Source organism: Bradyrhizobium sp. AZCC 2230, assembly GCF_036924495.1.
Classification (GTDB): Bacteria; Pseudomonadota; Alphaproteobacteria; order Rhizobiales; family Xanthobacteraceae; genus Bradyrhizobium; species Bradyrhizobium rifense.
The window spans coordinates 3,316,545-3,343,431 of sequence record NZ_JAZHRS010000001.1 but is presented as its reverse complement, the minus strand read 5'-3'; the positions used below and the strand labels follow the sequence as shown (position 1 = coordinate 3,343,431).

The window sequence follows — 26,887 nt, the reverse complement described above, 5'->3', positions numbered from 1 at the left end:
CCATATGGCGTGGCAACATGTGCCGGTTCCGCTCGGCAATGGATCAGTCGAGGGCCCGGTAAAGCTCGCCCCATTCGGACTTCCAGACGCCGTCCGGATCCCACACCACGATCGCGAGCTTTACATCATTGGCGAGCCGGATCGCGCCGCGAAAGGCATCCTGGGCCGGCAACGCGGCACTGACCTGGTCGTTTGACAGTCGCCCGCCGCTCGCAGCGGCCGGCATCACGACCGATCCAGTGGCGCCGTCATTGTCGCGTTTCAGGACTAACGTGATGGCGTCGGGCTGGACTTCGTTGACCTGTTCAAATCTATTCCTTGTCATGAATTTGCACCGCAAGCTGAAGAATTCGGACTATCACCGTCCAGTGATAGAATTGAACGGGATCGAGATTGCTCACCACTAATTGACGCGCCGCATTAACGGCATCTCGGATTAGTCGGTCCGGCGCGACGATCGGTTCGGGGTACACTGAGGCGAATATGTTTCGTCGATTTTGCTGGACTTGGGTCTTGATCGCAGGTGCCGGCATTTTCGCTACCGCGGCGCACGCCGAGGATACTGTCGTGCGCAGCTTCGCCGGCGGTTCGGCACCCTCGATGGTAGGCATCGTTCCCGCCAGCGAGGACGTGGAACTGGGGGGCCCCCAAGCGCTCAGCGCCGACGGGCAGGGCAACCTGTTCGTGCTCGACCAGATCAACGGCCGCATTCTCCAGTTCGATCCCAAACAACCGAACTCCGCCCCGGACGTCCTGAAGATGCCGAAGGATGTCCAGCCGACCGACCTCGTCGTTCACAACGACGACATCATGGTTTGGGACGGCGGCGTGCGCACGTTGAAGGCAGCGGCGGGGCAGTCCACGCGTGGGCTCGGCGACCAGATCCAGCTCGAGGAAGTCTCAAGCCGCGGCGTGGACGATCAGGTCGCCGTCTCCGCCTTCGCCCAGATGGGGTCGCAGCCGCCAGGCAGCGCAACCGACCTACTCGACCAGAACACGCGCGCGGCGGTCATCAGGAAGGGGCGGCAGCCCGATCGGCAATACATCGCGTCCCGCAGCAAGGGCTCGGTGATCGCCGACGTCATCCCGGACAAGGGCAATTCCAGCGTACGGATCGAGATCCAGACCATGGTCACCAACGAGACCATTGGCGCGCTCGGTCTGCGCGTGCGCGACCAGCTCGGCACGGTCGAATTTCTCGAGATTGACAACAGCGACCGCTTCTATGTGCTGGCCGAGGACATCCCGCCGTCGGGGAAGAACGCCTCGACCTTCGTCGCACGCTATGCCGCAAACGGTCGTATCGAGGGAATCTACGAACTGCCACTCGAGAACACCCCGCTGACCAGGCGGTTCGTCACCGTCTCGGGTGATGGCGATGTCTATTTCCTGCGAACCAAGCCGGACGGTGTCGAAGTGGTTGGCGTTGGCTTCAAACCGCTGGGCAACGTGTTGGTCATCGACGTGCGGCCGTCGCGGACCTCAGCGAAGCCGGCCCCGGGCCCCGACGGCCGACCCGACAGCGACGTCAAGTTCAGCGCGACTGCCGCGGTCCGGCCCTCCAATCGTCAGCAGGCGATCGAGACCGCGTTCGCATTCGAAGGCGTGCAGTGGAAGCTGACGCAGGCGAACTATGGCAACGATCCGGATAGCCAGTGCAGCGGCTTCAACCGCATTCGTCGGCCGTGGTACCTAGAGGGCAAGGTGAACCAGGAGGTGCGCGGCGTACCCTATTGCTGGGGCTGCCACGGTTCGCTCGCAAATTTCCGGCAGCGGATCGAGAGCGGGACGCTGGCCGGCAACGTCTGCACCCGCAACGCGCCGCGGCCAGACGTGGCGGGCGTCGACTGTTCGGCGTTCGTCAGCGCCGCGTGGGGACTCTCGGTCCACTACACGACTGCCGCCATCCCGGCGATCGCGGCCCCCGTGTCGAATCCCTGGGACCTCAAGCCCGGCGATGCGCTCAACAAGCCGGGCTCCCATGTGATGTTATTCCTGCGGTTTACGCCCGATCGCAAGGCGGAGGTGATGGAATCCTCGACCGGTGGATGCAATGGACGCGTCTGCCGCAACGTCTATCCGTTGGCGGGCCTGCTAGCACGTGGCTACAATCCGGTCCGGTTCCGTGCCTTCGCGGATGACCAGGCGACAGTTTCGGCGGATGCCTATCAAGAGGACGATGCGCCGACGGGGCGCAAATCGACGGCTGCCAAAGCTGCGACCAACAAGCCAGCGACCAGGAAGCGCTGAACCCCCGGTGTCCTCGGCGCTACAGATGATTATGAACTACTGCCGGCTGGCGTTTCGAACACCCGGACGGCGGACCACCGCCTCGATCCGACAATCTGGTTCCGGGGCGGCCTGCATGACGTCGAGGTGGATCAGGATGCGAAGCTCCAGAGGATTTGAACACAGGTTCGGCCGCTTGTGCGCGGCCATCGCGCTCGCCGCGATGATCGGCCTGCCGCTGCAGCATGCTCGGGCGGCGGAAGCGCTTTCCATAAGCAATCCGGATGGCGGGGCCGTGCGTGCGCTCGTGATCGGCATTGATGATTATCAACATGTCCGCAAGCTGAAGGGGGCGGTCGCCGACGCCGCCGATATCGTGTCCAGTCTGAAGACGATGGGGGTTGGCGACGTCGTCGAGCTGACCAATGCCCAAGCGGACAGGGCGAGCGTGCTGCGAGAAATCAGCGCGATGGTGGAGCGGACAAGGAACAACGATCTCGTCTTTCTGTCGATCGCTGGTCACGGCACGCAGGAGCCGGAGCGCATCAAGGGCTCGGAGCCGGACGGCATGGAAAACGTGTTCCTGCTGCCAGGCTTCGAAACCACGCCGACTGGATCGGTCGAACGTGTTCTGGGGAGCGAGTTCAACCACTTCATCCGGCAGTTCGAACTGCGCGGTGCGAAGGTGATTTTCGTCGCGGACACCTGCCACGGCGGCGGAATGGTGCGCGATATCGATCCGCGGGCTGAGGAGATGAGTTTTCGCCAGGTGCCGCGCTACACGCTGCTGGTCGATGAATTGAAGCCGGTGTCGGACAGCAACGATCCGAAGTCCGAGCTCGATCTCGATCACACCGCGTTCCTGGCCGCCGTTGATCGCAACACCAAGGCCCCGGAAGTGCGAATCCCCGGGGTCGATGGCCTGCGCGGGGCTCTCAGCTACGCGGTGGCGCGGGCTGTAGAGGGCAGCGCGGACATCAATCATGATGGCAAGGTGACACTCAAGGAGCTCTTCGCCAACGTCCGCCAGGTGGTCTATCAGCTTTCAGACCAGCGCCAGAACATTGTGACGATATCGTCGCCTGCGCAGACGCCGGAGACGGACGTCGCCTTCGAACTGACGCGCGGTGTGGTGCTCATTCAGGGGCCGGCCGCGAGAACCGCCACTGCTCAGGCTACGGTTGCCGCTGATGGGAAGGCGCCCTCCGCACCGGTTGCCACGACCAAGACTCCGACGGTACCAACCCTTGTCGCCGCGCCCAATGCAGCTCCCAGCAATCCAGTTCCGACCGACACCGCGCTCGCCGGCACCGCACCGGCGCCCCCCCGTCTTTCAACGCCAATCCGCTTGGCGGCGCTCGACGGCAAGATGAACTATTTTTCGAGCGTGAGCACGAAGGATGTCACCGTACAGGCGGTTCAGCCGACGGATAATCCCGACTTGATCTGGGACCCCGTGTCTCATGACGTAATCGCCTGGGGCGATGTGGTCGCTTACGGGATGGAGGTGGCCAATTTGCCGACGGTCGTGGATCGCACCGCGGCCATCCGCGAGCTCAAGCGAATGGCAACTCGTTCACCCCAGACGATGCGTATTTGGCCGGACGATCGACAGCAGCGCGCCGGCCAGACCATCGAAGTTGAACTGTCCGACGTCGCGGCGAGGGCGCTGTTGCTGTTCAATGTGTCAGGCGATGGAACCATCCAGATGTTGTATCCCGTGGGTACGGATGCGCCGTTGGCCAAATCGCCGAGCTTGCGGCTACCGCTCAGGGTGGGCGAGCCTTTTGGCGCCGAGCAGATTGTCGCGGTGACCTCGCAGCAGCGCATGTCCGACCTTGAGACCGTCCTGATCCAGCTCAATCGGCGTCGTGCGTCGGGGCAACTGATCAAGAGTCTCGAGCGTTACCTGCCGGCGGACGCGCGGATCGCCTCGATCGGCTTCTTCAGTGCTCCCTGACGGTTTGACCGGGGGAGCCATGTCGCCATCGGAGCCGATCCGCCGCGAGCGAATATACCTTGCGTTGCTGCTCCTGCTGACGGGCGGACCCGCGCACTCAGCGCCGTTGCCCCCGGAATCCTCGCATGCAAGCCCAGCGATCGCTTCATCGCTTTGGCGCATCCAGGTCACGCGCGGACAGACCAGTGCGGTGCAGAGCAATTCCGCGAACGTGTCCCTCGAGATCCTGCCGGGTCCGACGGTCGAGGTCGGCGGCAAGGTATCGTTCGGCGTAACTTCCAGGAAAAAGGGCTATCTCATTCTGGTTGATGTGGATGCGGAAGGACGGATGTCCCAGATCTTTCCGACTCCCGAGTTGGTGGAGCAGTCGGACGAACGCGACATCAATCTTGTCAAGCCCGGCGTCCAGTTCGTTGTGCCGACGCCAGCAGCGCGGCAACGTGGCTTCGAGTATGTCGTCGCACCGCCGACCGGCTCGGCTATCATGGTTGCGATCCTCAGTGAGCGGCGTGTGCAATTGCTCGATTTGCCGGATCTCCCGCGCAAGCTGCAGAGCCAGGCCGACGCGTTGAGCTACCTGGCGGCCTGGACCAGCGAGTTGCGTGTGCCGGACAGCGCCAACGGAAGACTGGTGTCGAACAATTGGTCGCTGGACGTCAAATCCTATTCCATCAAGTAAGCCGGGGCCGTCGACTGGCTCAGAACTTGAAACCGAGCGTGAGCGTGCCGGATGTTTCCATCTTGCCGTCAACCGAGCAGCTGCCGTTGAGCGCGATGCTGACACGCCCGAACTTCGCGACGTCGACGCTCACTCCGACGCGAGAGAAATCGGTTGGCGAACTCGGGATCATGAAATTCACGTTGTCGAGCGCCCAGAAGGGCAGCTTGCCCTGCAAGTCGGTTTTCCAGAGCAGTTCGACAAAAATATGCCGCAGCGCGTCCGGGTCGACGATGATGGTACCTTTGCTGTCCCTGACCACAAAGCCCATCTCGTCGATGTGAAAGTTGCAGATCCGCTTCGAGACGGCACAGTGCACCGAGGTGAGATCGGGCAGGTTCTTTGAATCGCCGAACCGAGCCGAAGCCTTGGGATCCATCGCCGGCCCGGTTCGCGGGTCGGTCGTCGCAACCGGTCTTTCTTCCGGAAATGTCTGCCAGATTTGCCGAAAGCCGATGCCCTCGGTTGCCAGGAACGAGGCATTGCCGAAGAAATGACCGCGGCCGGATCGTTCTCCACGGAAAAAAACACTGTTGCCGGCGGGATATTTCAGATTCGTCAGCACATCGAGAAGCCGGTTGTGATCCTTGGCGACGAAATTGATGCCGTCGAGCACGAGCCGTCCTGCCTCCAGGTGCGAACCGATGTGCTCGTCGAGATCGACACCGAGACCCTCCACCCGTCGGTAGATCTTCCTGAACACCTCGGTGTCTCTCGCGGTAACGACCCGGGCCCGTCGCAGCGCGTCGAGACGCCGCTCATCGTCTTTCTCCAGAATGTAGATCCGGCACAGCCCGGGCCGGTCGATCGCAATGTCGAGATGCACGTGCGGAGCTTTGCCGGTCTGCGTGAAGCCGACGCTCTTGACCCCTGCCTTCAGCCACGGGTCATAACTCGGCATGTCGATCTGGTCAGAGCCCAGCCGCGGCGCCTTGCCGGCGGCGTCGAGCAATTGCCGCCAGTTGTCGCACATGAAGTCGAAGCCAAGCGGATTCCAGTACGGCACAAGGTCGTGGATTTTGTAGAAGCCGTAGAGCTGAATGCCGGCTTCGTGCAGCTTCAGCGCGACCTTGTTCATGTCCGCTCGCATCGCGGCGCGGTCCTGGCCCGTGTTGCCGGCCTTTGGTGCGGTGTTCGGGTCGAAGGGGCTGCCCGTCATCTGCGAAGGTCTCCTCGCGTCACCACGGCGGAAGCTAGCAGGTGGCCGGTTGGCCGGCTAGTCCGTGATCGGCCGCAGCCGTTCCCGCAAATCTACAGCTTGTTCAGCCGGCCGTAGAAACCGCCCCGGGCGATCATGTAATGAATGTCTTTCGGAAAAGGAAAAGCGTCGCGAACGTTTGAGATCGCCTTTTTGAGGAATTCACCGTGATGCGAGGCGGGCTTGTGGCCCAGGGGAGCTTGGTCGGCGACCTGCGGAATCATGAAGCGGTCCACGTAAGCTGGATCCAGATCATTGACCCTGACCATCTGCCCGAAGGCTGGAAATGCGTCATAGTGACCCACGCTCACATTGAGGTTCTTGAGGGCAGGGCGCGATGACAGAGCACGATCTCCATCGAGCGTTGCCAGTCCGCGTCCGATCAAATCCAGCTTCACCGATTGCGAAAGCGTCGACGGACCGTAGACGATTTCGAGTGCGCAGGTGCTCTGACCAGACAACCATTGGTACCAGAACGTCGCGTCATCGGGCTGTGCCATCGCGCCATAGAGGCAGTCAAATCCCCAGCAGGCCGACAGGTTCGGCTGATATTTTCCGAGGCTTCCGACCAGATTGCGCATGCCGTTCCCCCCGCCAGAATGGCAGGCGATGATGAGCTTGCCGATCTGGAGCTGGGGTACGGTCTCCGAGCCAGGCTTGGTCCCAAAGCCGGAACCGGTTCCGAGAGCAGGAGCCAGCCACCTGGCAAGAGCCCCGAGTATTTCGTCGAGGTAGCGTTCGCCCCATTTGGCAGAGGCCAGATCCTTGACGCTGTAGTTGCCGGCAAAGCTTTCGCCGACGGCATATTCGTAGCCCAGGAATGGCGCGATAAGCACAACGTCCCTGCCGGAATCCCGGACCTGTTCGCGCAAGCGCGCGGGATCATTGCGGAACAGGTATTCATGATCCCTGACGTAGAATCCATGCAGCCAGAGCACGACATCGAACTTGGTGGCGGTCGTGAGGTGCTTCGGCGGGAGATAGACCGCCGTCGGCCTCATGCCGGGCGCCTGCCGTTTGGTGAAGAGGGTCACACCTGGAAAGGTGCCGATATCCTTCTGCTCCAGTTCGCACGTTGTCACTCGGATCGCTCCGCTTCGGGCACGTCTTCTGCGGCGCGCTAGTTGCAGACCTCGACATTTCCAGCATTGCCGTCGGCGCCGCCGTTGCCGCCACGAGATTCGATGTGACAGCCACGGTTGACCTGACGGCACAGAAGCCGGTCGCAATAGATCTGGCCACTGCTTCCCTTGGCTGTCGCCTGCCGCCGTGGCACGGGAGCCTCCGCAGCCGGAGCGAGCTTTTCGCGGGCCGGCCGATCCGCGCGGGTTGGGCGCTCGTCCGTGCTGCGGCTTGCAACGGGTTTCTTGCCGCGCCGTTTCTCGCATTCATTGTCGTCGTTGAGGAACGAACCTTCGGCGCAAGTAATCTTGCTGCACTGGTCGCCGTCGGCTCGGTAGCCGTGGTCGCAGATCATCGGGCAGATCCGCGACGGCCGGAGCTTGATTGCGTCAAGCGCATCGAGACTAGCAAGCTTGGTGTCGAATTTGGTCCCCGCCTGGCGGTTGAAGAGCGCCAGCGAGCGCTGCGAAGCCGCATTCCATTCGCCATCGACGGCACCCGTGAAGCATCCGACGCGGCTCAACTCGCTCTGTACCGACCTGGCAAGATCGGCTTGAGGGATATCGGCCCTGGCGGGATCGACTTGGTGCGGCCCGTCGTTCAGGGCGGCGATTTTTGCGTTCGTGTCGTTCTGGACGGACTCAGCCGCCGGAGGCGAACCAGCTGCGAGAGAATTCTCGGTCGCGGACCTCGGGGTGAGTGCAGCGATGATCGATGCCTCGGAGGCGGCCCGCTTCCGCTCGGCATCAGTTGCTTGCTGCTGCGCCACCTGCTTTGTCGTTTCGGCGGCAATGCGGGCGTTCTCCGCGGCCTTCAGGTCTGCGGCCGCCTTTTCCTGGTCGGTGCGCTGGGCGCCTTCGGAAGCCAACCGAACGCGCTGCTGTTCGGCCTGCCGCGCCTTCTCAGTTGCGGCAATCCGTGCGTCCTCCGCCTCGATCTGGTTGAGCTGAAGCTTTGCCAGACTAGCGTAATACCCGTCGGGATGCTGGCTCAGGAATACGCCCAGGGCGGCCTTGTTGTTGAGTTGCAACGCCAGTTCGTAGTCACGGCGGACCTCGGACTGGGGATTTGCCGCCGCAGGCGTCGGTTCCTCTGCCTTGGCACTAGGCACGAGAGCAACGTCCTCGCCGCCCAACGAGCCGTAGACGTAGGGCTCCTGCCGGTTTCCTGTGGCTTGCAGGACATCGTCGCGGACAAAGCCGAATACCCTGCGCAGGTCGAGGCCCGGCTTTGCGATGTACTTGACCAGAGCCGCCGCGTACGGGCTGTTCTTGCTGTTGCCGTCGAGCGCCGTCAACCCGGCCTTTGCGGCGAAGGCGATCAGCGTATTGGATACGGTGGGCTCGACCCTAGCGAGCCCGCGACTGATCGATCGTGAGGCAACCGTTCGCTTCATGGTATCGGCAAAAGGATTGTTGCGGCACGCATCGACGATCACGACCCGTAGCTGTCTCGCAGGCTCGATCGCCAGCAGCACACGGTCGAGCGAGAACGCCTCGTCGTAAATGTCCGTATCGCGTTCGAGCCTTGCATCGGTCGGGATCAGATAGTTTGCGCCATCGATCTCGATCCCGTGGCCTGCGTAGTAGACGAGAGCAATGTCGGCATCGCGTACTTGATCAGCGAAATCCCTCAAGGCTCGCTTCATGTCTGTCGCGGAGAGATTGAGCCTCGAGTCGACCACGTCAAATCCTGCCGCTTTCAACGTCGCTGCGATGGCGGCGGCGTCGTTGGCCGGGTTGGGAAGCAGGGGTGCGTTTTGATAGGTGGAATTGCCGATCACCAAAGCCACGCGCTTCGTCGCGGAAGCCGGCTCAGCAGTCAGGACCAGCAAGGCGCCGAGGACAAGGGCGAATAATTTGATTTGCGTATAAAGGCTCATGGCGCAACGTCCAGCATCAGCCGAGAGGGGAGCGTCAACGAAGATGGCCGCGCAGAATGCTTAGAAATGAGCTCTCGGCGGCCGATTGTCTCCGTCCAGGAGCAGTCTCGAGCACGATCCATTCCTAATGTTGTCGCGTATTTCAGTGAATGCGTTCAAAGGCCTGAGACGATTGTCGGGCCGGGCACGTTGGGCATGGTTGGAGCCTAGAAGGGCGTGTTTGTAATGTAACATACTGATATTTATTGATTTTTTGATCGTCTTCGATGGCTTCGTTGAAGCGCAGGAGGGCTAGGCTTGGCTGGGATCGAAGTTCCACTGGCAGCACATCAAGCGGAAGTGAAATCCGGTGTTAGACCTGCGGATCGATAGCTTTGGTCGAAAGCTCTTCGCTGGCTTGATTGGCCGATCGCCGAGGTCGTGCAGGGATCAGAAAAGGAGTTACGGCGGCGTAGGCGGCATATTCCGGAAATGCCTGCCTCAAGATCCGCTCTTCGTTGATCATCCGTCGGTATTGGCTCGTCACGACCATGATGGCGACGAGCACGGCAAGCGGTGAAAGGACCTGGAGTGTCATGCCGACCAGAGCAACCCCCTCGCAAAGATAGAGCGGATGCCGCACAATTCCATAAGGCCCTTCCGTCACCAGGCGCCTGGCCTCTGCCAAGATGCTGAACGATTTACCCAGCCAGCGGAGCACCACGATACTGAGCGAGATACCCACCAGGATCAACGTGGTGGAAACGGCCGACCAGATCGGTCCCAACTCAGCCTTCGGAAGAAACGCGAGCGCGATGCTCAAGAATGTGCCCAGCAAGGCTGAGACCCGCGTCTCAATGCCCTGCGACTTCATGATCGGGACCAGCCGGGTCACGGTTGCCAGTGCGACGAGGCCGAGGAACAGGACGTTGGCAATTCTGGCGGCGACCGTCAGCAGGTCGTGGATATTGTCGGGCGGAAGCAGGCGAGGGACGCTGGCGGCGCCCACGAGCGCGGATCCGCCATAGACGATCACGACGGCTGCTTTGGCGCTCCAGTCCGACCAGGGATTGACGCTGCGCCCGGCGGTCCGTTTCCTGGCTATCCCAGCCTGGTCGAGTTTCGCGTCAATCACAGGAGTGATCCCGCTCGTTCGAAATCTGCATCACTAAACGGCAGGCTTGCCGGGACGTCAATCGACCGGGCAGCCAGCGCAGTCCTGCCGCCCCTTGTGGGTTCCACTTGCTGACCGAGAGGCGGTTTTGAACCGCTTCGGTTGTGGCGACACAAATGATAGAAGAAGACCCATTAAAAACAGTTGTACTGCGATGCATTTGCACGGATCTGTGACATTGCGCCGAATCCTGTTTTTTCTCGCTGTGCTGCTCGTCAGTCAGCCGGCCTGGGCGGCGAACCGTGTTGCGCTCATTATCGGTAACTCCGCCTACAAAAACGCCGCACCGCTTGCCAATCCTGCCAATGACGCTGCGATCGTCGAGGAGACGCTGAAAAAAGCGGGCTTCGACGTCGTGCAGATCCGCACGGATCTCCAGGCGACCGAAATGCGGCGGGCCCTGCGCGATTTTGCCGACGTCGCGCGCGACTCGGATGTTGCCCTTGTCTACTACGCCGGTCACGGCATTGAACTCGAGGGTACGAACTACCTGATCCCGACGGATGCGACGCTCGAGCGCGATACGGATGTGTACGACGAAGCCTTTTCGCTCGAGCGGGTGCTGCTGGCAATCGAGCCTGCACGGCAGCTGCGGCTCGTGATCCTCGACGCTTGCCGCAACAATCCTTTCGCCGACAAGATGAAGCGGACGGTCGGCTCGCGGGCTGTGAGCCGGGGCCTGGCCAGAATCGAGCCGCCGACATCGAATACACTCGTTGCCTTCGCCGCCAAGGCGGGTTCGACGGCGTCGGACGGCGGCAGCAAGAACAGTCCCTATGCCTCCGCGCTGGTGAAATATATCGGCAGTCCGGGCATGGATCTGCGCAGGGTCTTCGGTTTCGTCCGCGACGACGTGATGAAAGCCACCGGCAACAAGCAGGAGCCGTATGTGTACGGTACGCTTGGCGGTGACGATGTGCCGCTCGTACCAGGACCGGCCAAGGAAGCGGTCGCCGCAGCGCCTCAACCGGCCCCGCCGCCGCTGCCCGCAACGTCAGTGCTCTCGGCACGTGCCGAAATTCGGCACGACTATGAACTTGCACTACAGATCGGCAATAAGGATGCGTTGAACTACTTCCTCGCCCAGTATCCGGACGGCTATTACGCAAATCTGGCCAAGCTGCAGCTCGCCAAGATCGATGCGGAAGACAAGCGCGTCGCCGCTGCCGAAAAGGCGCGCCAGGCCGAGCAGGAACAGGCGCGGCTTGTTAGTCAGGGTGCCCAACAGACACAACTGGCCAAAGCGGCCTCTGACCTGAAGGCGGCGCGGGACGCCCGTATCGAGGCGGAGAAGGCCAAAGAGACCGCTCAACAATTGGCAGCGCAAGCCGAGCAGCGGCGTCAGGCTGCTGAAATTGCCGTCGCCGCGAGAATTGGTGCGCCGGCTGCGTCCGACTCGTCGCAAGAGGCCAAGCCGAATCCGGATGCAAAAGTGGCCGCGCTGCCGGCTCCACAGCCGTCCGCGCCGACACCGCCGCCCACTCCACCGTCGAAGGCCGAGCTTGCAAAATCGGTGCAGGCCGAGTTGCGCCGGGTTGGCTGCTTCAGCGGACCGGCCGATGGCGACTGGGATCCCGCCTCACGGCGTTCGCTTGAATTGTTCAACAAGAACGCCGGCACCACGCTCGACGCCAAGGCCGCCAGCACTGAGGCGCTCGACGCAATCAAGCTTAAATCGGCGCGGGTTTGCCCGTTGGTTTGCGGATCCGGCCAGAAGCGCGACGGAGACCAATGCGTCAGGATCACCTGCGCTGCGGGTTACTTCCTGAACAACGACGATGAGTGCGAGAAGCAGAAGGCCCGTCAGGCGCCATCCGCAAGGGTCGAGCGCAGGAGCAGAGAACGTGAAGAGGCTCCGGCAAGGCCCTCGCGGCCTCCGAAGGCGGAGGCCAACTCGGGTGGTAGCGGCGGAGGTGGCGGCCCCGGCTTTATGCCGTTCTTCCTGCCCTGAAATATTTGGCAGCCTCGCATGTCCGTTCCGCTGAGACTTTATATCACGCCGTTCGCCGATAGAGGCGTTCTCGAGCCTGCGCAATGGGATTGCGACACGGCCAAGAAGGCGCTTGATGTCGTCAATACGATCTGGTCGAAGGCCAAGATCGCATTTGTGATCAGTGATTGCGTGATGGAAAGGCCGCTCGACATGGCAAAGAGCCGGCGCAGCAGTGACGAGGTCCTGCTGGGTGTTCTGGCGTCCCGGCATGACCCCGACAATGCGGTCCACATCTACCTCGTCAATTCTATTCCAAATCTGAACGCCGGCGGGGGCTCGTTTCCGAACGGCATTCCCGAGCCGACGAGCTTCGTCCAGTGGTATGGCAATGACCACGCCAGTGGACGCGCCTGGGCACACGAGATTGGGCATCTGATGGAGCTCGATCATGTCGAGATCGACTATTCCAACGAGAAGCAGGCGGCGCAGCGCGTCAAGAACCTCATGGTGCCTGGATTGAGTGCGGGCAGCGATTTGACCAGCCAGCAGATCGGCACGGCCAAGGGGTCAAAGCTGGTCAAGAGATTTGGCGGTTAAGCCGCGTCCGAAGCTCCACGATGCAATTGATCCTCGCAGCGTCGTGGCTGTCTAAATCGGATAAGCGGGCAGCCGCATTCGACGGGAAACGGGCTGGGGGCAATCGCGCTTTTAGGGAGGCATGTACTGACTGATGTGGCCATGCGACGAATCCCCATTTTCAGCCGGTTAAGCGCAGTCGTGGGACCGGCAAGTCATTGATTTTAATCGATCCGCGGCTGACTCTCAATCAGCGGCTTTGTCGGACCATCTCTGACCGATGAGTAGGCGACGATTACATTCACCATCATCATCGTCCGATGGCGACATAAAAATTAGCAAAGTCAGTTTTGGTTTCAAGTGGGGGTGAAGATTTTTTAGAAGGCCAAGTCCGACCGCTCCGTTGGGCTTCAGCCTAATTGCGGTGTCTCGGCATCAAGCGTTCGCCGGAGGCACGCGGTCGATCGATGATGCCAGGGCAGCCTCGATGAATCCGGGGAGGGGTGCCTTGACGCCGATGACATTACGCCTTGATCGCTTGCCGCTAGAGCAAGCGCAGGCTGTACTTCAGCAAACCCCGCGCGGCGTAGCGGTCGACGAGCTCCTGCAAATGCGAGGGGACATCGGTGAGTTGCAGATTGCAGCGGTGCTGGATCTCGCTGGCGATATGCGCAGACATTTACGGCCAATGCTCTGCGGTGTTGGAAGCGATGACCCGGATCGGACGGCGATACTCTCCAGCCCTTCAGGTCCTGGATGACCGTCTCAAGGTCCGCAATCTCCATGTCGGCTTCGCGCCAAGCGCGTCCAGCACCCCCAAATCATCTGTCACCAGGTAGAGCAGGCGGCTCAATGGCAGTCGACAAGCCGACCGGTGACAATGCTCGCAAGGGTGTGGTGAAGAAGCGCTCTCAATCTAAAACGACGATCGGCGGGCCATCGGGCTGGACAAAGCGCGACAGAGAAAAACCCCGGCCGGGGGCGCGGGGTTCTTCAAAGCCAACATCACCGGGGGAAGCGATGTCGGCACCACTGATGGCACTAATCTTTCAGGCGCTCGAGTGTTCCCGGAAATTATGCCGCGGTCGAAGCCTTTTTGTTAACGCCCTTGCGCAGCGCAATCGTGTTTAGCTTGGTGTTTGCCGCCTTCTCCTCGCTCAGATTCGTCGTGAGAAAGCGCACTATATCCTCGTGACCAAGCTCTTCGGCCCAGGCGATCAATGTGCCGTAGCGACACATCTCATAATGCTCGACTGCTTGGGAATTCGCCACGATGGCGGCATCGAGCACAGCCTTATCTTCAATTTCACCGGCCGTTTCGTTCGCCTCTTTGATGATACCGTCAATCGCCGGAGCGGCGCTCCGGCATGGCGCGGTGGAAACAGCTTACGCTTCACTCTCTGGACAAAGGTCACCGCTCGTCACGGGCACGCGGACGGCGCGGAGCGCGGCACCCAACAGTTCAGATTTGCGCGCGTCTAGGTCGCGATATTGTGGACGTGGCGTGACGGTTAGGCCCAGAATGGAAATGTCGATATTCCGAATTTGACTTGCTCCGTCGGGCAAAACAGTGGTTCATAAGGTGCTGGCTCTAACCGTGTTGAGAGGAACCAGCACATGGCGGATGAAGCCCAAGCGTCTTCCGAGCTGTCCAAAATTGCGAAGCTCAATGGGGAGTTCCGGAGAAATTATGGGACGCTGCTTGGCGCGTTCCTCTACCTGCGTTCGATTAGTGCCGCGCGTGGCCGCTCTTGGTTCTGGGCGGGCTTACTTTCGGTCGCTTGCTCAACCGCGCTGGCATGGGTTGGGAAGCACGGCTTGTCCTGGTTAGTCTCCGGGTGAATCGCACGAACGAGAGCATCAGCCGTTTTGAAGCAAGTGATTGCACGGCGCTCGCGCGCTGCCTCCGAGAACCGAATGGTTCGCTTTACCTTGCCATCGGTCGGCAACAACACGTAGTCCAGCACGGCCTTATTGCTGGCCGTCTTTCCTTCGTCATCAGCATTGAGATCACTCCCGCCAGGACGAATCCTTCCGTCCACCTGTTCGTTCCGAGCGGTTAGCACGGGGCAAGGATTCGCGATCGGCATGGCGAAGAGATTGTCCACCTGTTCCAACCGCCCGTGCACAAGCACCTGCAAATCAGCTCTTCATCGGCGGTTAGCCTCGTCAAGCCAATGTTCTTTGCGGATTCGGAGTATCGGGAAAGCACTTCCGAGAGGCTGCTACGGCAGACCCCGTTGAAAGGTATCAAGCGGAAGGAGGTTTGTCGGCCTCCCATGCCGAAACCAGGGCAACCCGCCAAGGCCGGACGCATTTACCCTCCTTTCTGCTCGACCGTCTCGATCGTCGTCGAGAAGGTCTTCGCCGAAGCGGACAAGACGGGCACTTTCTCCAAGAGTTCCATCACGCGCCCCTCTTGCAAAGGGCGAGATGCCATCCATATACCATCCAATTAGATGGTGAAGGGATGGCGAGAAGAATGCCCTCGAATGTTCAAGAGCTGAGGCCGAAGCCTCCGGAAACTGAAAAAATCACTATCAATCTCGGCTTCGTCGACTTGGGCCATGTCGATCTGATGGTGAAGGACGGGTTCTATTCGAACCGCACGGATTTCATCCGGACGGCGATCCGTAATCAGCTCGAGCGTCACGCCGACGTCGTCAAGCAATCTACCGCCCGTAAAAGCCTGGATCTCGGTCTCCGGAATTACACGCGCGCGGATCTCGAGGCGGCGCGGCAAGCCGGCGAGATGCTGCACATCAATGTGCTTGGCCTTTGCAGCATCGCGCCGGATGTCACGGCCGATCTCGCCCGCGCGACCATCGGCTCGGTTTCCGTACTCGGAGCCCTCCATGCAACCCCCGCGGTCAAGGCCGCTCTCGCCGACAGAACAAGGTGAACACGGTGTTGAATCAGGACACGCTGCGCGAAGCAACGCGCTTGACCCGAGCGGGGCAACTGGTCGAAGCCACGGCGCTTCTGCAGCGCATGTTCAAAGGCGAGTATGCGCCCTCTGCTGCATCGCACGTCCCGCAGCTCATCGATCTTCCGGGCGGCGTTCCGCCCAACATCGACCTCAAATCTAACCGCGTCGGCAGGGCAGATCTCAAAGCTCCGGGTACCACTGCACGTCAGCACCGGCTGCTGTTCGATCGTGCCAAGGATGGCACCTGGCTGGGCCTGCGGGGCGTCAAGCACGGGCCTGCTTCGATCGCCGACATCGTGCCGGAAGGAACGAAGTTCATCGACGGCACCTACATCAATGAGGCCGGAAGCCGGACCTACAAGCTGTTCATCCCGAGCGGCTACCAACGAGGTCAGTCGCACCCGCTGGTCGTCATGCTGCATGGCTGCACGCAGTCGCCGGACGATTTTGCGGCCGGCACCAGAATGAACTTCATCGCGGAAGAACAGAACTGCCTGGTGGTCTATCCGGCACAGCCCGGCGGCGCTAATCCGTCAAAGTGCTGGAACTGGTTTCGCGCAGCCGACCAGCGTCGCGACGAAGGCGAGCCCTCGCTGATCGCGGGCATCACTCGCCAAGTCATGTGTGACTACTCGATCGATCCAAGGCGCGTCTTCGTCGCCGGCCTCTCTGCCGGGGGCGCGGCTGCAGCAATCATGGGAGCCACCTATAGCGATCTATACGCTGCGGTCGGGATCCATTCCGGGCTTCCTTACGGAGCCGCCACCGATATGCCCTCGGCGTTCACCGCCATGCGGCAAGGAGGCAAAGGCGCTTGTCCTGCGGCGACCGGTCCGATGATGCCGACCATCGTTTTTCACGGCGATCGCGACACCACCGTGCATCCCGACAATGCCGCCCAGGTCGTCGAACAGGCGATCGGAGCGACCAAGACGCAGAAGAAAGTGCATCGCGGGCAAATTCCGGGAGGGCATGGATATACCCGAACGACCCACGTCGACGGCCAGCGCGAGATTCTGGAGCACTGGAACATCCACGGCGCCAGCCATGCATGGTCTGGAGGGAGCCCCGCCGGATCCTATACGGACGGAGACGGGCCGGATGCCACGAAGGAAATGCTGCGATTCTTTCTGGAGCATCCGCACGCGGGATGAATCCCGAAGCGAGGCCGGAAGATCCCCTCGCGAGATAGCCTCGTCAGATCGTAGACCCGGGAGCGTCTTCCTTCACTCCACGGGCGACGATTCGGAGCGCGCCGTCGGGCAGAGGCCGCTGCAGTATGAGGGCTTCGTCTGACGGTGCGGTCATCCAGGTCTCGACCTCCTCGGGCGTCGTCAAGATCTTGTGCGAGGCCAGGAACGAATACCGGAGGCGGCGAAAAGCCGATGATCGGCTGATTGGGATCGAAATTGGAGAAAGCCTGCGTCGGAGAGGCATTCGAAGAAATCAGATTCAGCTCGTGCTGCACATTGCCGAGGCCGAGATCGGGCCAGGAAAATTGCAAATCGGAAAATGAAAAATCCAGATCGGAAAACGGGAAGCGCGCCGAACCTTTGTAAGGAGTCCTGATAGGAAATTGTACGGAGCGGAGTCAGATCTTAAACTGATAAGGTTTCGAGCAAAAGCTTATCAGTCGGGGTCCGGGTAGCTCGCGACTGGGTCATTTCTCAAACTCAGAAATCGCTGTGCGGCACGCTCTCGTCGTCATGCCGCGCAGTTGCACCATCAGTTATCGGCGGTGGCCCAGCCCTATCCCAACGTGCAACGCTTTCTGGCGAAGGGCCCCAACCGAGCGCCTCGTAAGCTTTGCTATTTTGACTACTGGCGTTCTTGCCTTTGAATGAGCCTTCAGCTCTTTAAGATCGGCTTTCGTCCATTCGCGGCGCTTACCCGTCCGTTTGGCCACCTTAGCTTTCTTCAAGTTAGTTGCTCCTATTGATGATGAGGGTCGGTTGCTATCACGGAAGATCGGGCCGCGTGCTGTCGCGGGACACGCCGCTTGTTTTCACATACGGAAGCGCGGCCCTTTCGAACAAGACATCTATCCACTCCTCCTTACCGTTGGCCGCAAGATCCTGTGAAGGCACCACTTCTTGAGGGATCAATGCAACGGCGCGAAAATAGCTACGGTCGTTAGCTACGAAGCTGGAGCTCTGACGTTTTGCGATTACGAACTTTTGGGCCTGACTTCCAATAACTCCGATTATCGAAAGTCAGTCCAGCGGGCAGCTTTTCCACCCAGCGGCCGACTCTCACGGCACGGGCGCCAAATCCCGTGCGGCGACGTATCGGAGCGGCTTGCCCTCGCTGGCAATCAGCGACCAGCTGTTCTTGCTCTCAAGCACCGTGACGCCGGTCCTGGCCGACAAGCGTGGGATCAGCATGAGCAACGTGATCGAGCTGGTGCCCGACCGCTCCGAGGTCAACATCGACGAGCGTCACGCGCAGACCTTCCGAGATCTGGAAACCAACCTTCGGGATTGCGTGAGGAGGACCGGCATAGCCGCCGAGTTGATGTTGAACGCGAGCATCGAAAACGACCATTTACGGTTCGCCGTGTTTCATTCGGCCGAGATGCTGGTAGCGCTAGAAAAGGAGTACGACGCGCGCGGGAATAGCGAGCTGCGGGGCCCGGCATGAAGCGCCGGCGCAGACAGCACCGGAAGCGAGACCGCCAGCGGCTGATGACGCACCGCCGGCGGCTGAGGCGGTGACAGCAAAAGGCCCGCCGGTCACTTGGCGGGCCTAGCACTCCCAGCGCTCTGATCCGCAATTGGACCGGCAGCCGGGAGCTTTGGGGGCTGGAAGAGCGAGCCGTGCCATGCTGGCTATTTGGCCACAATACGTAGGAAAACGGATTCCGGTAGTTATACCGACTCCATTTTCGGAAAGGGGTGTTCTACTGTGAGAACACCGGCGAGATTTAAGTACTCATCAATTTTCAGTTGTCCGGGATGGCCGCAGTGGGGGCTGGAACCACCCTGCGGCCTTTCCCTTCAGGAACAAACTTCTGCGAGCGTCGACGCTTTTCGTCTGACAACATTTTTGCGCAGCGGTCTGGATCCCGAATTCATTTTTGGAGCGGCGATGTCTCATCTCGTGGCATGCGTATTTTGTGCCCCCGTTGCGACTGCGATGATCTGGGCAGGAATTGTCCTCTACCTGAACATGGTTCTTCCCGAGGAACAGGACTAAGTCGCGAGGCGCGTAATGGGCAAGATCGGATTTGCTATCATCCTTGCTGCCGTTGCGGCTGACCTGCTCCCCTGAAATGCCCCCGGTTTTGAGTTAGGGTTCTGTTCTCCACCGAGGAGAGGGAGGGACTCCTCTCCACGATTTCGAACTCCGATCTACGATTAACAGTCCGCGCATCAGCGCGTCAGCTGTTCACGATGTGAAGCTCGACCCGCCGGTTCTTGGCTCGGCCCGGCTCATCCGTGTTCGGCGAAAGGGGCTGGGTCTTGCCGAAACCCTGCGTCCGGATCTTGGCGCGCTCGAGATATTTGCGCGTGACGAACCAATCGGCGGCCGCCTTGGCGCGCGCTTCCGACAGGCGCTGGTTGTAGTCTGCCGAGCCTGTCGCGTCGGTGTGCCCGTTGATGAGGACATATCTCAAGCGCGGGCCGATTCTCGCCTTGATGTCCGCTGCGGCCTTCTCCAGCGCCGCGTTGGCCTCCGGCTTGATGTTCGATTTGTCGGTATCGAACAAGACGTCGCCGCTGATCCTGATCAGCGAGTCATCATTGGCGGTGACTCGCACGGGGCCGGGATCCGACGTGATGATGTCCAAGCCGTTATCGATCCAGCGGCCGGGCCCTGGATCTGTCATGACCACCCGCCACTTGGCCTTTTCTGTGATCGGCTCGGGCTTGTCGAGCAGCTTGTCCAGCAGCGTGTACAGGGCCCACAGCCAGGGCCTCGCGTTCTCGCTCGAGAATGCCTGGCCGGCGCCCATGATGTTGCCCGCGAGTGCCGCGTTCGTTGAGCCATAGCAGACCAGCGCGTTCGTGCCGCCCGCGAGCGGGCTTCCCGCGGGCAGATAGCGGTCGACATTTGCCGTGTTGAGATTCGCCGCGAGCTGGCAGATCGGCGCCTTCGTCAGCACACCGATGTGGTCGAGCCCGATGGCATGGCCGATCTCGTGAGCAATCACGGGGTGGCTTGCCGGCATGCCGGGGGCGTGGCCGAGAGGGAACGCCCATGGGGTCGCGTCGAACGAGTCGTAAAGAAACGCGTGGGAGCGAAATACCCCGGGATCGGGCACCCTGCCGGTTGCGGTGATAAAGGCGGCGTTGAGGTTGGTGACCTCGATGGTCCTGTGGGCACCGCTTGCGGGCGAGAAGTCGACCTCTAGTGCACACAGCAGGTTCGGCCGAAAGATCTTGTTCGGAAACTTGTTGAAGAACGGATCCTTTTGGTAGACCTCGTCGAGCCCCGAAAAGGCGGGCGGCGGAACGAGCCAGAACCTGTTATTCCATAGGTTGGCCTGCGCCGACGCGCTGTTGACGAACGCAGACCACTGGGCGTCGGTCCACGGCGTCGTGAGGAACGGCTTGTTGTCGGCGTCCAGCCGGACCGGCAGAAATCCCCTCGCCTGTTTGAGGCTGATCTTGAGCTTGATCGTGAGCTTGACGTGTTTGAAGCCGCCAGTCGGCTGGTAGAGGAAGGTGTCGAACGCGGCCGGAACGCTGCCGCCGGTCCTGGAATTTGAGCTGAATGCCGCGCCGACGAGCGGGACAGGTTTGTAGGACGGTGCCATGGGCTCCTCCAACAGAGGTTTCGACCGCAGGATGCGCCTCTTGGTCGCGGCGAAGCGCGGCGGCGTTCAATGGACCCGGCGCGGATCTGCAGGCTTCGCGGCTGCGGTCGCGATGCGATTCGGCGCTCCGGCGAATGCGCAATCCGCGGCCGAACGACAAAAGTCGAAAACAACCCCATGCACAGTAGACGGCGGCTGCGGGTGCGAGGTGCGCTGCAGCCGGAGAACTATCTGAAGCGACGGGTGAAATTTCGAGAGCGGGTTACGCTGGGTGGGGGTGGCTCAGACTCGACACCGGAGCGCGTTGCGCGGCGACACCGCCGCCCGGTTCCGGTCACACTTTCGGAGGTCGGCAGAGATAGGTGGTCACCGCAGCGTCGGATAACCGCCGAATCGTGCCGGAGGCTGACCACCGATTGACCACCGAAACGCCGTGAACAGACGGCGATAAAGGTGGTCAATCATGAACGAACTTGATTGTTTTTGCTGGATTTTTCGATTGCTACTTACGTTCGGGACGCAGGGGCCGCGGGTCGGCATCGCCCGACGCATCGGCAGCGAGTGCAATCTTCGCTTCATTTAGAAATCGTCTCGTAAGTTATTGATATTGCTTCTAAGGATTCTCGCATTTTTAGAAACTAACCTATTGATTTCTTTGTAAATCAGAGAGGTCTCTTAATCAGCGGGTCCCAGGTTCGAGCCCTGGTGCGCCCACCATTTATCCCAGACGCTTGGACGGGTTGCGCGGCAGGCCTGACTGCGGCGCTGGCAGCAACACTATCTGACAGAGTAGTCCGACCAGCGGCGCGCTGTTCGTTCGCCTCGGATCAGATACGTGCCTTCAGCTCGAAGCTCGACGAGCCGCAATTGCAGTCATCTCGAGCCTGACGCCGGGGCCGAGGTCGGCGACTCCGATGACCGCGCGCGCCGGTAGAGAAGCCTCCGTGAAGCATGTTTTCCAGGCCGTATTGAATGCGGCTTTCTCGCTGAGCTTCGTAACGAAGATTGTCACCTGGAGGACATGCGACCGGTCGGATCCGAGGGTTTCCAGCAAGCGCGACAGCTGGCCAAGTACATCATTTGCCTGGCCGGCCATGTCGAGGCTTGTGTCCTCGGGGACAATTCCGCCGATGTAGAGCACGCCGTTATGCTCGACAACTTCGTGGAGCAATCCCTCATACGGTAGGACGCGCTTGATCATGGTGGCCACCTCTAACGTTGCCGGGACGGCGAAAGTTGTACGGCGTATTGTCGTCCTTCCGACAAGTCAACACGCCTCATCATCAACGCGTTCCGGCCAGGGGCCGGTGCGCCCGCCATCCCTGGAGCGTCACACCCAGCCACCATCGATGATGTAGTGCTGAGCGGTGCAGGCGGAGGCCTCGTCGGAGGCGAGGAAGACGGTGAATTTCGCGACCTCGTCCGGCACCAGCCTGCGCTTCAGGCACTGTCGCTGCTGCAATTCGACCTCGCCCGCCGGCGTCATCCATTTCTCGAGCTGGCGCTCGGTCATGATCCAGCCCGGCGCGATCGCGTTCACGCGGATATTGTAGGGGCCGTAGTCGCGCGCCAGCGAGCGCGTCAGGCCGATCACGCCCGATTTGCTCGCGGTGTAGGCGGCCATGCCGCCTTGTCCGGCGATCCACGACACCGAGCCGAAATTGATGATGGCCCCGGCATTCGCGGCCTTCATGTCCGGCAGCACGGCTTGCGACGCAAAAAACTGGTGTTTCAGATTCACCGCGATGCGGTCGTCCCAATATTCCGGCGTCATCTCCTCGGTCTTGTGCCGTTCGTCATGCGCGGCGTTGTTGATCAGGATGTTGATCCCGCCGTGCGCCTTGCGGGCCTGCTCCACGCCGGCGCGCAACGCGGGGATGTCGGTCAGGTCGACGTGCTGGAAATGCGCAGCCAGTCCCCGATCGGTTAGCTCGCGCGCCAGTTGTTGGCCCTCGTCGACCTTGATGTCGAAGAACACCACCTTCGATTTCTGTTCCGCGAAGCGCCGCACGATCGCAGCACCAATTCCCGCCGCACCGCCGGTGACGAGCACGACCTTGCCGGCGAGGTCGGAATAGATGGCAGCCATGGGCACCTCCCAGTTTGTTGTGGGCGGCGCGATAGGCGGCCCCGACTCTTTTGCAGACCTTAAACCTTCCGCTATGAGGTCCATAGGTCAGAATTTTAGTTGCGTACCTCAAAAACTGAAGGCAGGATTGCAGTCAAAGAATAAGACTCGATCGGGAGGATGTGATGAGGCTGCTCGCCAAGCTGAGACTCGCTGCTGCTGCATGCTTGCTTTGGGCAAATTCCGCGTCGGCCGACACGATCGTCAAATGGCTGCATATCGAGGTCAATCCGGCCCAGGTGAAGATCTGGGAGGAGGTTGCGCGTGCCTATGAGGCGTCGCATCCGGGTGTAAAGGTCGAGATGCAGTTCCTTGAGAACGAGGCCTACAAGGCCAAGCTGCCGACCATCCTGCAATCCAAGGACCGGCCGCACATCATCTATAGCTGGGCCGGCGGGGTGCTAAAGGCGCAGATCGACGCGGGCGTGCTGGAAGACATAACCGATTCTGTGAGAAGCGGGGGCTACGGCGACACGATCGCGCCGGCGGCGCTCGCCGCCTTCACCCAGAACGGCCGCGTCTTTGGACTTCCGATCGCGCTGTCGCAGGTCGGCTTCCTCTACAACAAGGATTTGATGGCCAAGGGTAATGTCGATGCAAGTAAGATCAAGACATGGGACGATCTGCTCGGCGCGGTGAAAACGCTGAAGGCCGCGGGTGTTACGCCGATTGTGGTTGGCGGTGCCGACAAATGGCCGCTGCATTTCTACTGGACGCATCTCGCAGTGCGCGTCGGCGGCAAGCCGGCCTTCGATGCAGCGCTGAAGGGTGAAAACGGCGGCTTCGCCGGTGAAACTTTTCAGAAATCCGGCGAGTTGTTCAAACAGCTCGTTGATCTGCAGCCGTTCCAGAACGGCTTCCTCGGCTTCAAGAACCCGCAGGCCGTCGGCTATTTCGGTGACGGCAAGGCCGCGATGATCCTAGCCATCTCGTCCTTCTATCACACCCAGCGCGCGCTCGCCGCCGACAAGGTCGGTCTCGGCGACGACAAGCTCGGCTGGTTCGATTTTCCGGTCGTACCTGGCGGCAAGGGTGAGCCGTCAGACACGCTCGGCGGCATCACCGGCTGGCTGATCACCAAGGGAGCGCCCAAGGAAGCCACCGACTTCCTCAAGTTCTTTATCTCCAAGGACGTGCAGGCGCGGCTCGCCGCCGGCAACTTCATCGTTCCCGTCGTCAAGGGCGGCGAGGCCGGCCTCAACAGCGCCTTCATGAAGCAGATCGCGGCCAATCTGGCGAAGTCCAACTATCATCAGAACTTCTACGACCAGAGCCTCGGCCCCTCGGTCGGTCGCGTCGTCAACGACGTCACCGCGGAGATCGCCGGCGGCAGCATGAGCCCGCAGGACGCAGCCAAAGCGATCCAGGCGGCGTTCAAGCAGGGCAACTGACGGTGGCACGGCGGATCGCGATCGCGTCGCCGATGGGCGTTGCCGGCGAGACGGTGCCGCAGGCCGCGGTTCGCGGCCCGAGCTGGGACGGCCGCTTCACCGTCCTGATCCTGTTTCTGCCGCCGGCGTTGCTGCTGTTCACACTGTTCGTGGTGCTGCCGATCGGCGAGGCGGCCTGGTACTCGGGCTTCAACTGGAACGGTTTTGGCAGGCCGACCAACTGGATCGGCTTCGATAATTACCGCTTCGTGCTGGAGACCCGCGCCTTCTGGCTCGCGCTGCGCAACAACGGGCTGATCATTGCGGTTTCGCTCGCGGTCCAGCTGCCGCTCGCGCTCACGCTCGCCTTGATGCTCGCCGAGCGCTTTCGTGGCGCCGTGGCGCTGCGCATGCTGTTCTTCATGCCCTATATCCTGGCCGAGATCGCGACCGGGTTGATCTTCTCTTTCGTCTATGACGGCGATTACGGTCTGGTCGCCTCGATCTGGCGTACCTTCGGCGCGGAGGCGCCGCATCTGCTGGCGTCGACCGACACGGCGATGCTGGCGGTGCTGATCGTGATCGTCTGGAAGTATTTTGGCTTCCACATGATGCTGTTCATCGCAGCACTCCAGAGCCTCGACAAGAGCCTGATCGAGGCGGCGCGGATCGACGGCGCAACGCGCTCGCAGGCTTTGCGCCATGTGGTTATCCCCTTGCTCTATCCGACGATCCGGCTCTCCGTGTTCTTCGCAATCGTCGGCTCGCTGCAGCTGTTCGATCTCGTCATGCCGTTGACGCGCGGGGGGCCAGCGGATTCCTCCAACACGATGGTGAGCTTCCTCTACAACAACGGCATCTCGCGCATGCGGGTCGGCTATGGCAGCGCCATCGGCGTCATCCTGTTCGTGATCTGCGTGACTTTCGCCTTCACCTACAAGCGATGGTTCATGCGCGATGAGTAGTGCCGAGACCACCCGCGCACCGCTCGATCCCGCCGTGCTGTTCAAGACGGCGTTCCTCGCCGTTGTTGCCATCTTCGTGCTGGTGCCGCTGCTTGCGACCTTGCTCGGCGGCTTCAAATCGCTCGGCGATTTGCGCGTGAATCCGTTCGGCTGGCCCACGCACTGGGAATGGCAGAATTACGCCGACATCCTGTTCTCCGCGCGTTACTGGCAGCTCCTGCGCAACTCGCTGATCATCTCGACGCTGACGGTGATATTGACCCTGATCACAGCCTCGATGGCGGCGTTCACCTTTGCCCATATCAGGTTCTATGGCTCGTCGATGCTGTTGAGCTATCTGACGCTCGGCCTGCTGTTTCCGGCGGCGACCGCCGTGCTGCCGTTGTTCATCAAGGTGCGCGATCTCGGACTGCTCGATACTTATTTCGGCGTCGCACTGCCGCAAGTCGCCTTCAGCCTCGCCATGAGCGTGCTGCTGCTGCGGCGCTTCTTCAAAGACATCCCCCATGAATTGCTCGAAGCGGCCCTGGTCGATGGCTGCAGCTACATCAAGTTCTTCCGCTACGTGACGCTGCCGTTGTCGCGGCCGATCCTGGCGACCGTCGGCACCATCACCTTCGTCAACAGCTGGAACGCCTATCTTCTGCCGCTGGTGATGCTCAACACCGATGCGCTCTATCCCTGGCCGCTCGGCATCATGATTTACCAGGGCGAGTATTCGTCCGAATGGCACCTGATCCTGGCCTTCATCACGCTCACCATCCTGCCGACGATCATTCTGTTCCTGCTGGCACAGAAGCACATCGTCGCCGGCCTCACCGCAGGCGCGGTCAAGGGATGAACGGTACCTCACGGAGATCATAATGAGAAAAGTCGGCGTCGGAATCATCGGCTGCGGTGTCATCAGCACCGCTTACCTCAAGGCAGCGCAGCGCTTCCCGGTCATGGAGGTGAGGGCATTGGCCGACATGCGCAGCGATATCGCGGAGCGGCAGGGCGCCGCCTTCGGGCTCCCGGCAATGCGGGTCGACCAGTTGCTCAAACGCGACGACGTTGAAATCGTCATCAATCTCACCGTGCCGCTCGCCCACACTGACGTCAGCCTCGCGGTGCTGAACGCCGGCAAGCACGTTCACTCCGAAAAGCCGCTCGGCATCAACGTCGCGGAGGCCCGCAAGGTGATGGATCTCGCCGCGCAGAAGAATTTGCGCGTCGGCTGCGCGCCCGACACCTTCCTCGGCGGCGGGCACCAGACCGCGCGGAAGCTGATTGACGACGGCGCGATCGGCACGCCGGTGGCGGGCAGCGCCTTCTTCGGCTGCCCCGGCCACGAGCGCTGGCATCCGGCGCCGGGATTCTATTACCTACGCGGCGGCGGGCCGATGCTCGACATGGGCCCGTACTACATCACCGATCTCGTCCAACTGCTCGGCCCGGTGGCGAGCGTGATGGGCTCGACCGCGCGCCCTAAATCCGAGCGCCTGGTCACCAGCCAGCCGATGAACGGCGCCTTGATCCCGGTCGAGGTTTCGACCCATGTCGCGGGTACGCTCGAATTCGAGAGCGGCGCGGTCGTCTCGATCGCGATGAGCTTCGATGTGCCGAAGCACCGGCACGCGCCGATCGAGATTTATGGCGACAAGGGCAGCATGCTGGTGCCGGATCCGAACCGCTTCGGCGGCGAGGTGCAGGTCGCGAAGACCGGCGGCGAATGGGAGACGGTGCCGTTGACGCACGGTCATGTCGAAGGAGAATTCCGTTCCATCGGTGTCGCCGACATGGCCTCCGCCATCCTGAACAACCGGCCGCACCGTGCCAGCGGCGCGCTCGCCTTCCATGTGCTGGAGGTGATGGAGGCGTTCCAGACCTCCGCCGACGAGGGGCGGCGCGTCAAGATCGAGAACCGCGTCGAGCGGCCGGCGATGCTGCCGGCCGGACGTGAAACCGGACAGATCGACTGAGGGA

22 protein-coding genes and 2 pseudogenes are annotated in these 26,887 nt (G+C 61.3%); 12 read left to right on the top strand and 12 right to left on the bottom strand.

Annotation, left to right across the window (positions count from 1 at the left end):
- Window positions 1–43: 43 nt before the first annotated feature.
- Window positions 44–325: a hypothetical protein gene (locus V1280_RS16125; RefSeq protein WP_148776558.1), complete on the bottom strand. Its 282-nt coding sequence runs from the start codon at window positions 323–325 to the stop codon at window positions 44–46.
- Window positions 326–483: 158 nt separating this feature from the next.
- Between V1280_RS16125 and V1280_RS16120 the strand changes: the two genes are divergently transcribed.
- From V1280_RS16120 to V1280_RS16110, 3 genes are all read left to right on the top strand, one after another.
- Entirely contained in the window at window positions 484–2,250 is a 1,767-nt protein-coding gene (locus tag V1280_RS16120; RefSeq protein ID WP_334525722.1) for a hypothetical protein, read from the top strand.
- A 115-nt stretch (window positions 2,251–2,365) separates the two neighbouring features.
- Entirely contained in the window at window positions 2,366–4,189 is a 1,824-nt protein-coding gene (locus V1280_RS16115) for a caspase family protein (protein ID WP_442895233.1), read from the top strand.
- A 19-nt stretch (window positions 4,190–4,208) separates the two neighbouring features.
- The gene (locus tag V1280_RS16110) at window positions 4,209–4,868 is read left to right on the top strand and encodes a DUF4384 domain-containing protein (protein WP_148776555.1); all 660 of its coding nucleotides are present in this window, start codon (window positions 4,209–4,211) and stop codon (window positions 4,866–4,868) included.
- A gap of 19 nt (window positions 4,869–4,887) precedes the next feature.
- Here the strand turns inward: V1280_RS16110 and V1280_RS16105 are convergent, their stop codons facing one another.
- The 4 genes from V1280_RS16105 to V1280_RS16090 all read right to left on the bottom strand — a co-directional run bounded on the left by V1280_RS16105 (window position 4,888) and on the right by V1280_RS16090 (window position 10,124).
- Window positions 4,888–6,066 carry a hypothetical protein gene (locus tag V1280_RS16105; RefSeq protein ID WP_334525714.1) on the bottom strand — a complete coding sequence of 393 codons (1,179 nt, stop codon included), beginning with the start codon at window positions 6,064–6,066 and terminating at the stop codon, window positions 4,888–4,890.
- A gap of 92 nt (window positions 6,067–6,158) precedes the next feature.
- On the bottom strand, window positions 6,159–7,187 hold the full coding sequence (locus V1280_RS16100; protein WP_148776553.1) for a hypothetical protein: 1,029 nt from the start codon (window positions 7,185–7,187) through the stop codon (window positions 6,159–6,161).
- A 38-nt stretch (window positions 7,188–7,225) separates the two neighbouring features.
- Entirely contained in the window at window positions 7,226–9,109 is a 1,884-nt protein-coding gene (locus tag V1280_RS16095; protein WP_334525707.1) for a caspase family protein, read from the bottom strand.
- A gap of 352 nt (window positions 9,110–9,461) precedes the next feature.
- Window positions 9,462–10,124 (bottom strand): methyltransferase family protein, encoded by a 663-nt coding sequence (locus V1280_RS16090; RefSeq protein ID WP_334525704.1) that lies wholly within the window; start codon window positions 10,122–10,124, stop codon window positions 9,462–9,464.
- A 292-nt stretch (window positions 10,125–10,416) separates the two neighbouring features.
- Here V1280_RS16090 and V1280_RS16085 point away from each other — a divergent pair, with 292 nt between their 5' ends.
- Both V1280_RS16085 and V1280_RS16080 read left to right on the top strand, forming a co-directional pair.
- Window positions 10,417–12,213, top strand: a complete 1,797-nt coding sequence (locus V1280_RS16085) for a caspase family protein (RefSeq protein WP_334525701.1) — start codon at window positions 10,417–10,419, stop codon at window positions 12,211–12,213.
- 18 nt (window positions 12,214–12,231) lie between these two features.
- On the top strand, window positions 12,232–12,792 hold the full coding sequence (locus V1280_RS16080) for a hypothetical protein (protein ID WP_334525698.1): 561 nt from the start codon (window positions 12,232–12,234) through the stop codon (window positions 12,790–12,792).
- Window positions 12,793–13,315: 523 nt separating this feature from the next.
- Here V1280_RS16080 and V1280_RS16075 read toward each other — a convergent pair.
- The 3 genes and pseudogenes from V1280_RS16075 to V1280_RS16065 form a co-directional block, all read right to left on the bottom strand.
- Window positions 13,316–13,450 (bottom strand): hypothetical protein, encoded by a 135-nt coding sequence (locus V1280_RS16075; protein WP_283812865.1) that lies wholly within the window; start codon window positions 13,448–13,450, stop codon window positions 13,316–13,318.
- A gap of 395 nt (window positions 13,451–13,845) precedes the next feature.
- A pseudogene (locus tag V1280_RS16070) lies at window positions 13,846–14,127 on the bottom strand (YciE/YciF ferroxidase family protein); the annotation flags it as partial.
- A gap of 359 nt (window positions 14,128–14,486) precedes the next feature.
- Window positions 14,487–14,912, bottom strand: coding sequence for a hypothetical protein (locus V1280_RS16065; protein ID WP_334525693.1), 426 nt, complete (start codon window positions 14,910–14,912; stop codon window positions 14,487–14,489).
- A gap of 341 nt (window positions 14,913–15,253) precedes the next feature.
- On the opposite strand from V1280_RS16065, the gene V1280_RS16060 reads away from it, so the two are divergent.
- Together V1280_RS16060 and V1280_RS16055 are read left to right on the top strand one after the other, a co-directional pair.
- Entirely contained in the window at window positions 15,254–15,673 is a 420-nt protein-coding gene (locus V1280_RS16060; protein ID WP_334538320.1) for a CopG family transcriptional regulator, read from the top strand.
- Window positions 15,674–15,678: 5 nt separating this feature from the next.
- A complete protein-coding gene (locus tag V1280_RS16055; protein ID WP_148770546.1) occupies window positions 15,679–16,854 on the top strand; it encodes an extracellular catalytic domain type 1 short-chain-length polyhydroxyalkanoate depolymerase in 1,176 nt (391 codons plus the stop codon).
- Between the two features lie 43 nt (window positions 16,855–16,897).
- Here the strand turns inward: V1280_RS16055 and V1280_RS16050 are convergent.
- Window positions 16,898–17,041, bottom strand: a pseudogene (locus V1280_RS16050) (SOS response-associated peptidase); the annotation flags it as partial.
- A 957-nt stretch (window positions 17,042–17,998) separates the two neighbouring features.
- Between V1280_RS16050 and V1280_RS16045 the strand changes: the two are divergent.
- Window positions 17,999–18,340 (top strand): hypothetical protein, encoded by a 342-nt coding sequence (locus V1280_RS16045; RefSeq protein ID WP_148770548.1) that lies wholly within the window; start codon window positions 17,999–18,001, stop codon window positions 18,338–18,340.
- A gap of 739 nt (window positions 18,341–19,079) precedes the next feature.
- Here the strand turns inward: V1280_RS16045 and V1280_RS16040 are convergent.
- The 3 genes from V1280_RS16040 to V1280_RS16030 all read right to left on the bottom strand — a co-directional run bounded on the left by V1280_RS16040 (window position 19,080) and on the right by V1280_RS16030 (window position 22,548).
- Complete coding sequence (locus V1280_RS16040) at window positions 19,080–20,459, bottom strand: OmpA family protein (RefSeq protein WP_148770549.1); 1,380 nt, start codon at window positions 20,457–20,459, stop codon at window positions 19,080–19,082.
- Between the two features lie 841 nt (window positions 20,460–21,300).
- On the bottom strand, window positions 21,301–21,660 hold the full coding sequence (locus V1280_RS16035; protein WP_334525685.1) for a RidA family protein: 360 nt from the start codon (window positions 21,658–21,660) through the stop codon (window positions 21,301–21,303).
- A 129-nt stretch (window positions 21,661–21,789) separates the two neighbouring features.
- Window positions 21,790–22,548, bottom strand: a complete 759-nt coding sequence (locus V1280_RS16030) for an SDR family NAD(P)-dependent oxidoreductase (RefSeq protein ID WP_334525682.1) — start codon at window positions 22,546–22,548, stop codon at window positions 21,790–21,792.
- A gap of 164 nt (window positions 22,549–22,712) precedes the next feature.
- Between V1280_RS16030 and V1280_RS16025 the strand changes: the two genes are divergently transcribed.
- From V1280_RS16025 to V1280_RS16010, 4 genes are read left to right on the top strand one after another with little or no spacing between them, the layout of a single operon-like run.
- Entirely contained in the window at window positions 22,713–23,978 is a 1,266-nt protein-coding gene (locus V1280_RS16025) for an extracellular solute-binding protein (RefSeq protein WP_334525679.1), read from the top strand.
- A gap of 2 nt (window positions 23,979–23,980) precedes the next feature.
- Window positions 23,981–24,922 (top strand): carbohydrate ABC transporter permease, encoded by a 942-nt coding sequence (locus V1280_RS16020; RefSeq protein WP_334525676.1) that lies wholly within the window; start codon window positions 23,981–23,983, stop codon window positions 24,920–24,922.
- On the top strand, window positions 24,915–25,763 hold the full coding sequence (locus tag V1280_RS16015) for a carbohydrate ABC transporter permease (protein WP_334525673.1): 849 nt from the start codon (window positions 24,915–24,917) through the stop codon (window positions 25,761–25,763). The genes V1280_RS16020 and V1280_RS16015 overlap by 8 nt, the downstream gene beginning before the upstream one ends.
- 22 nt (window positions 25,764–25,785) lie before the next feature.
- Window positions 25,786–26,883, top strand: coding sequence for a Gfo/Idh/MocA family protein (locus V1280_RS16010; protein ID WP_334525670.1), 1,098 nt, complete (start codon window positions 25,786–25,788; stop codon window positions 26,881–26,883).
- The last annotated feature ends 4 nt before the right edge of the window (window positions 26,884–26,887 follow it).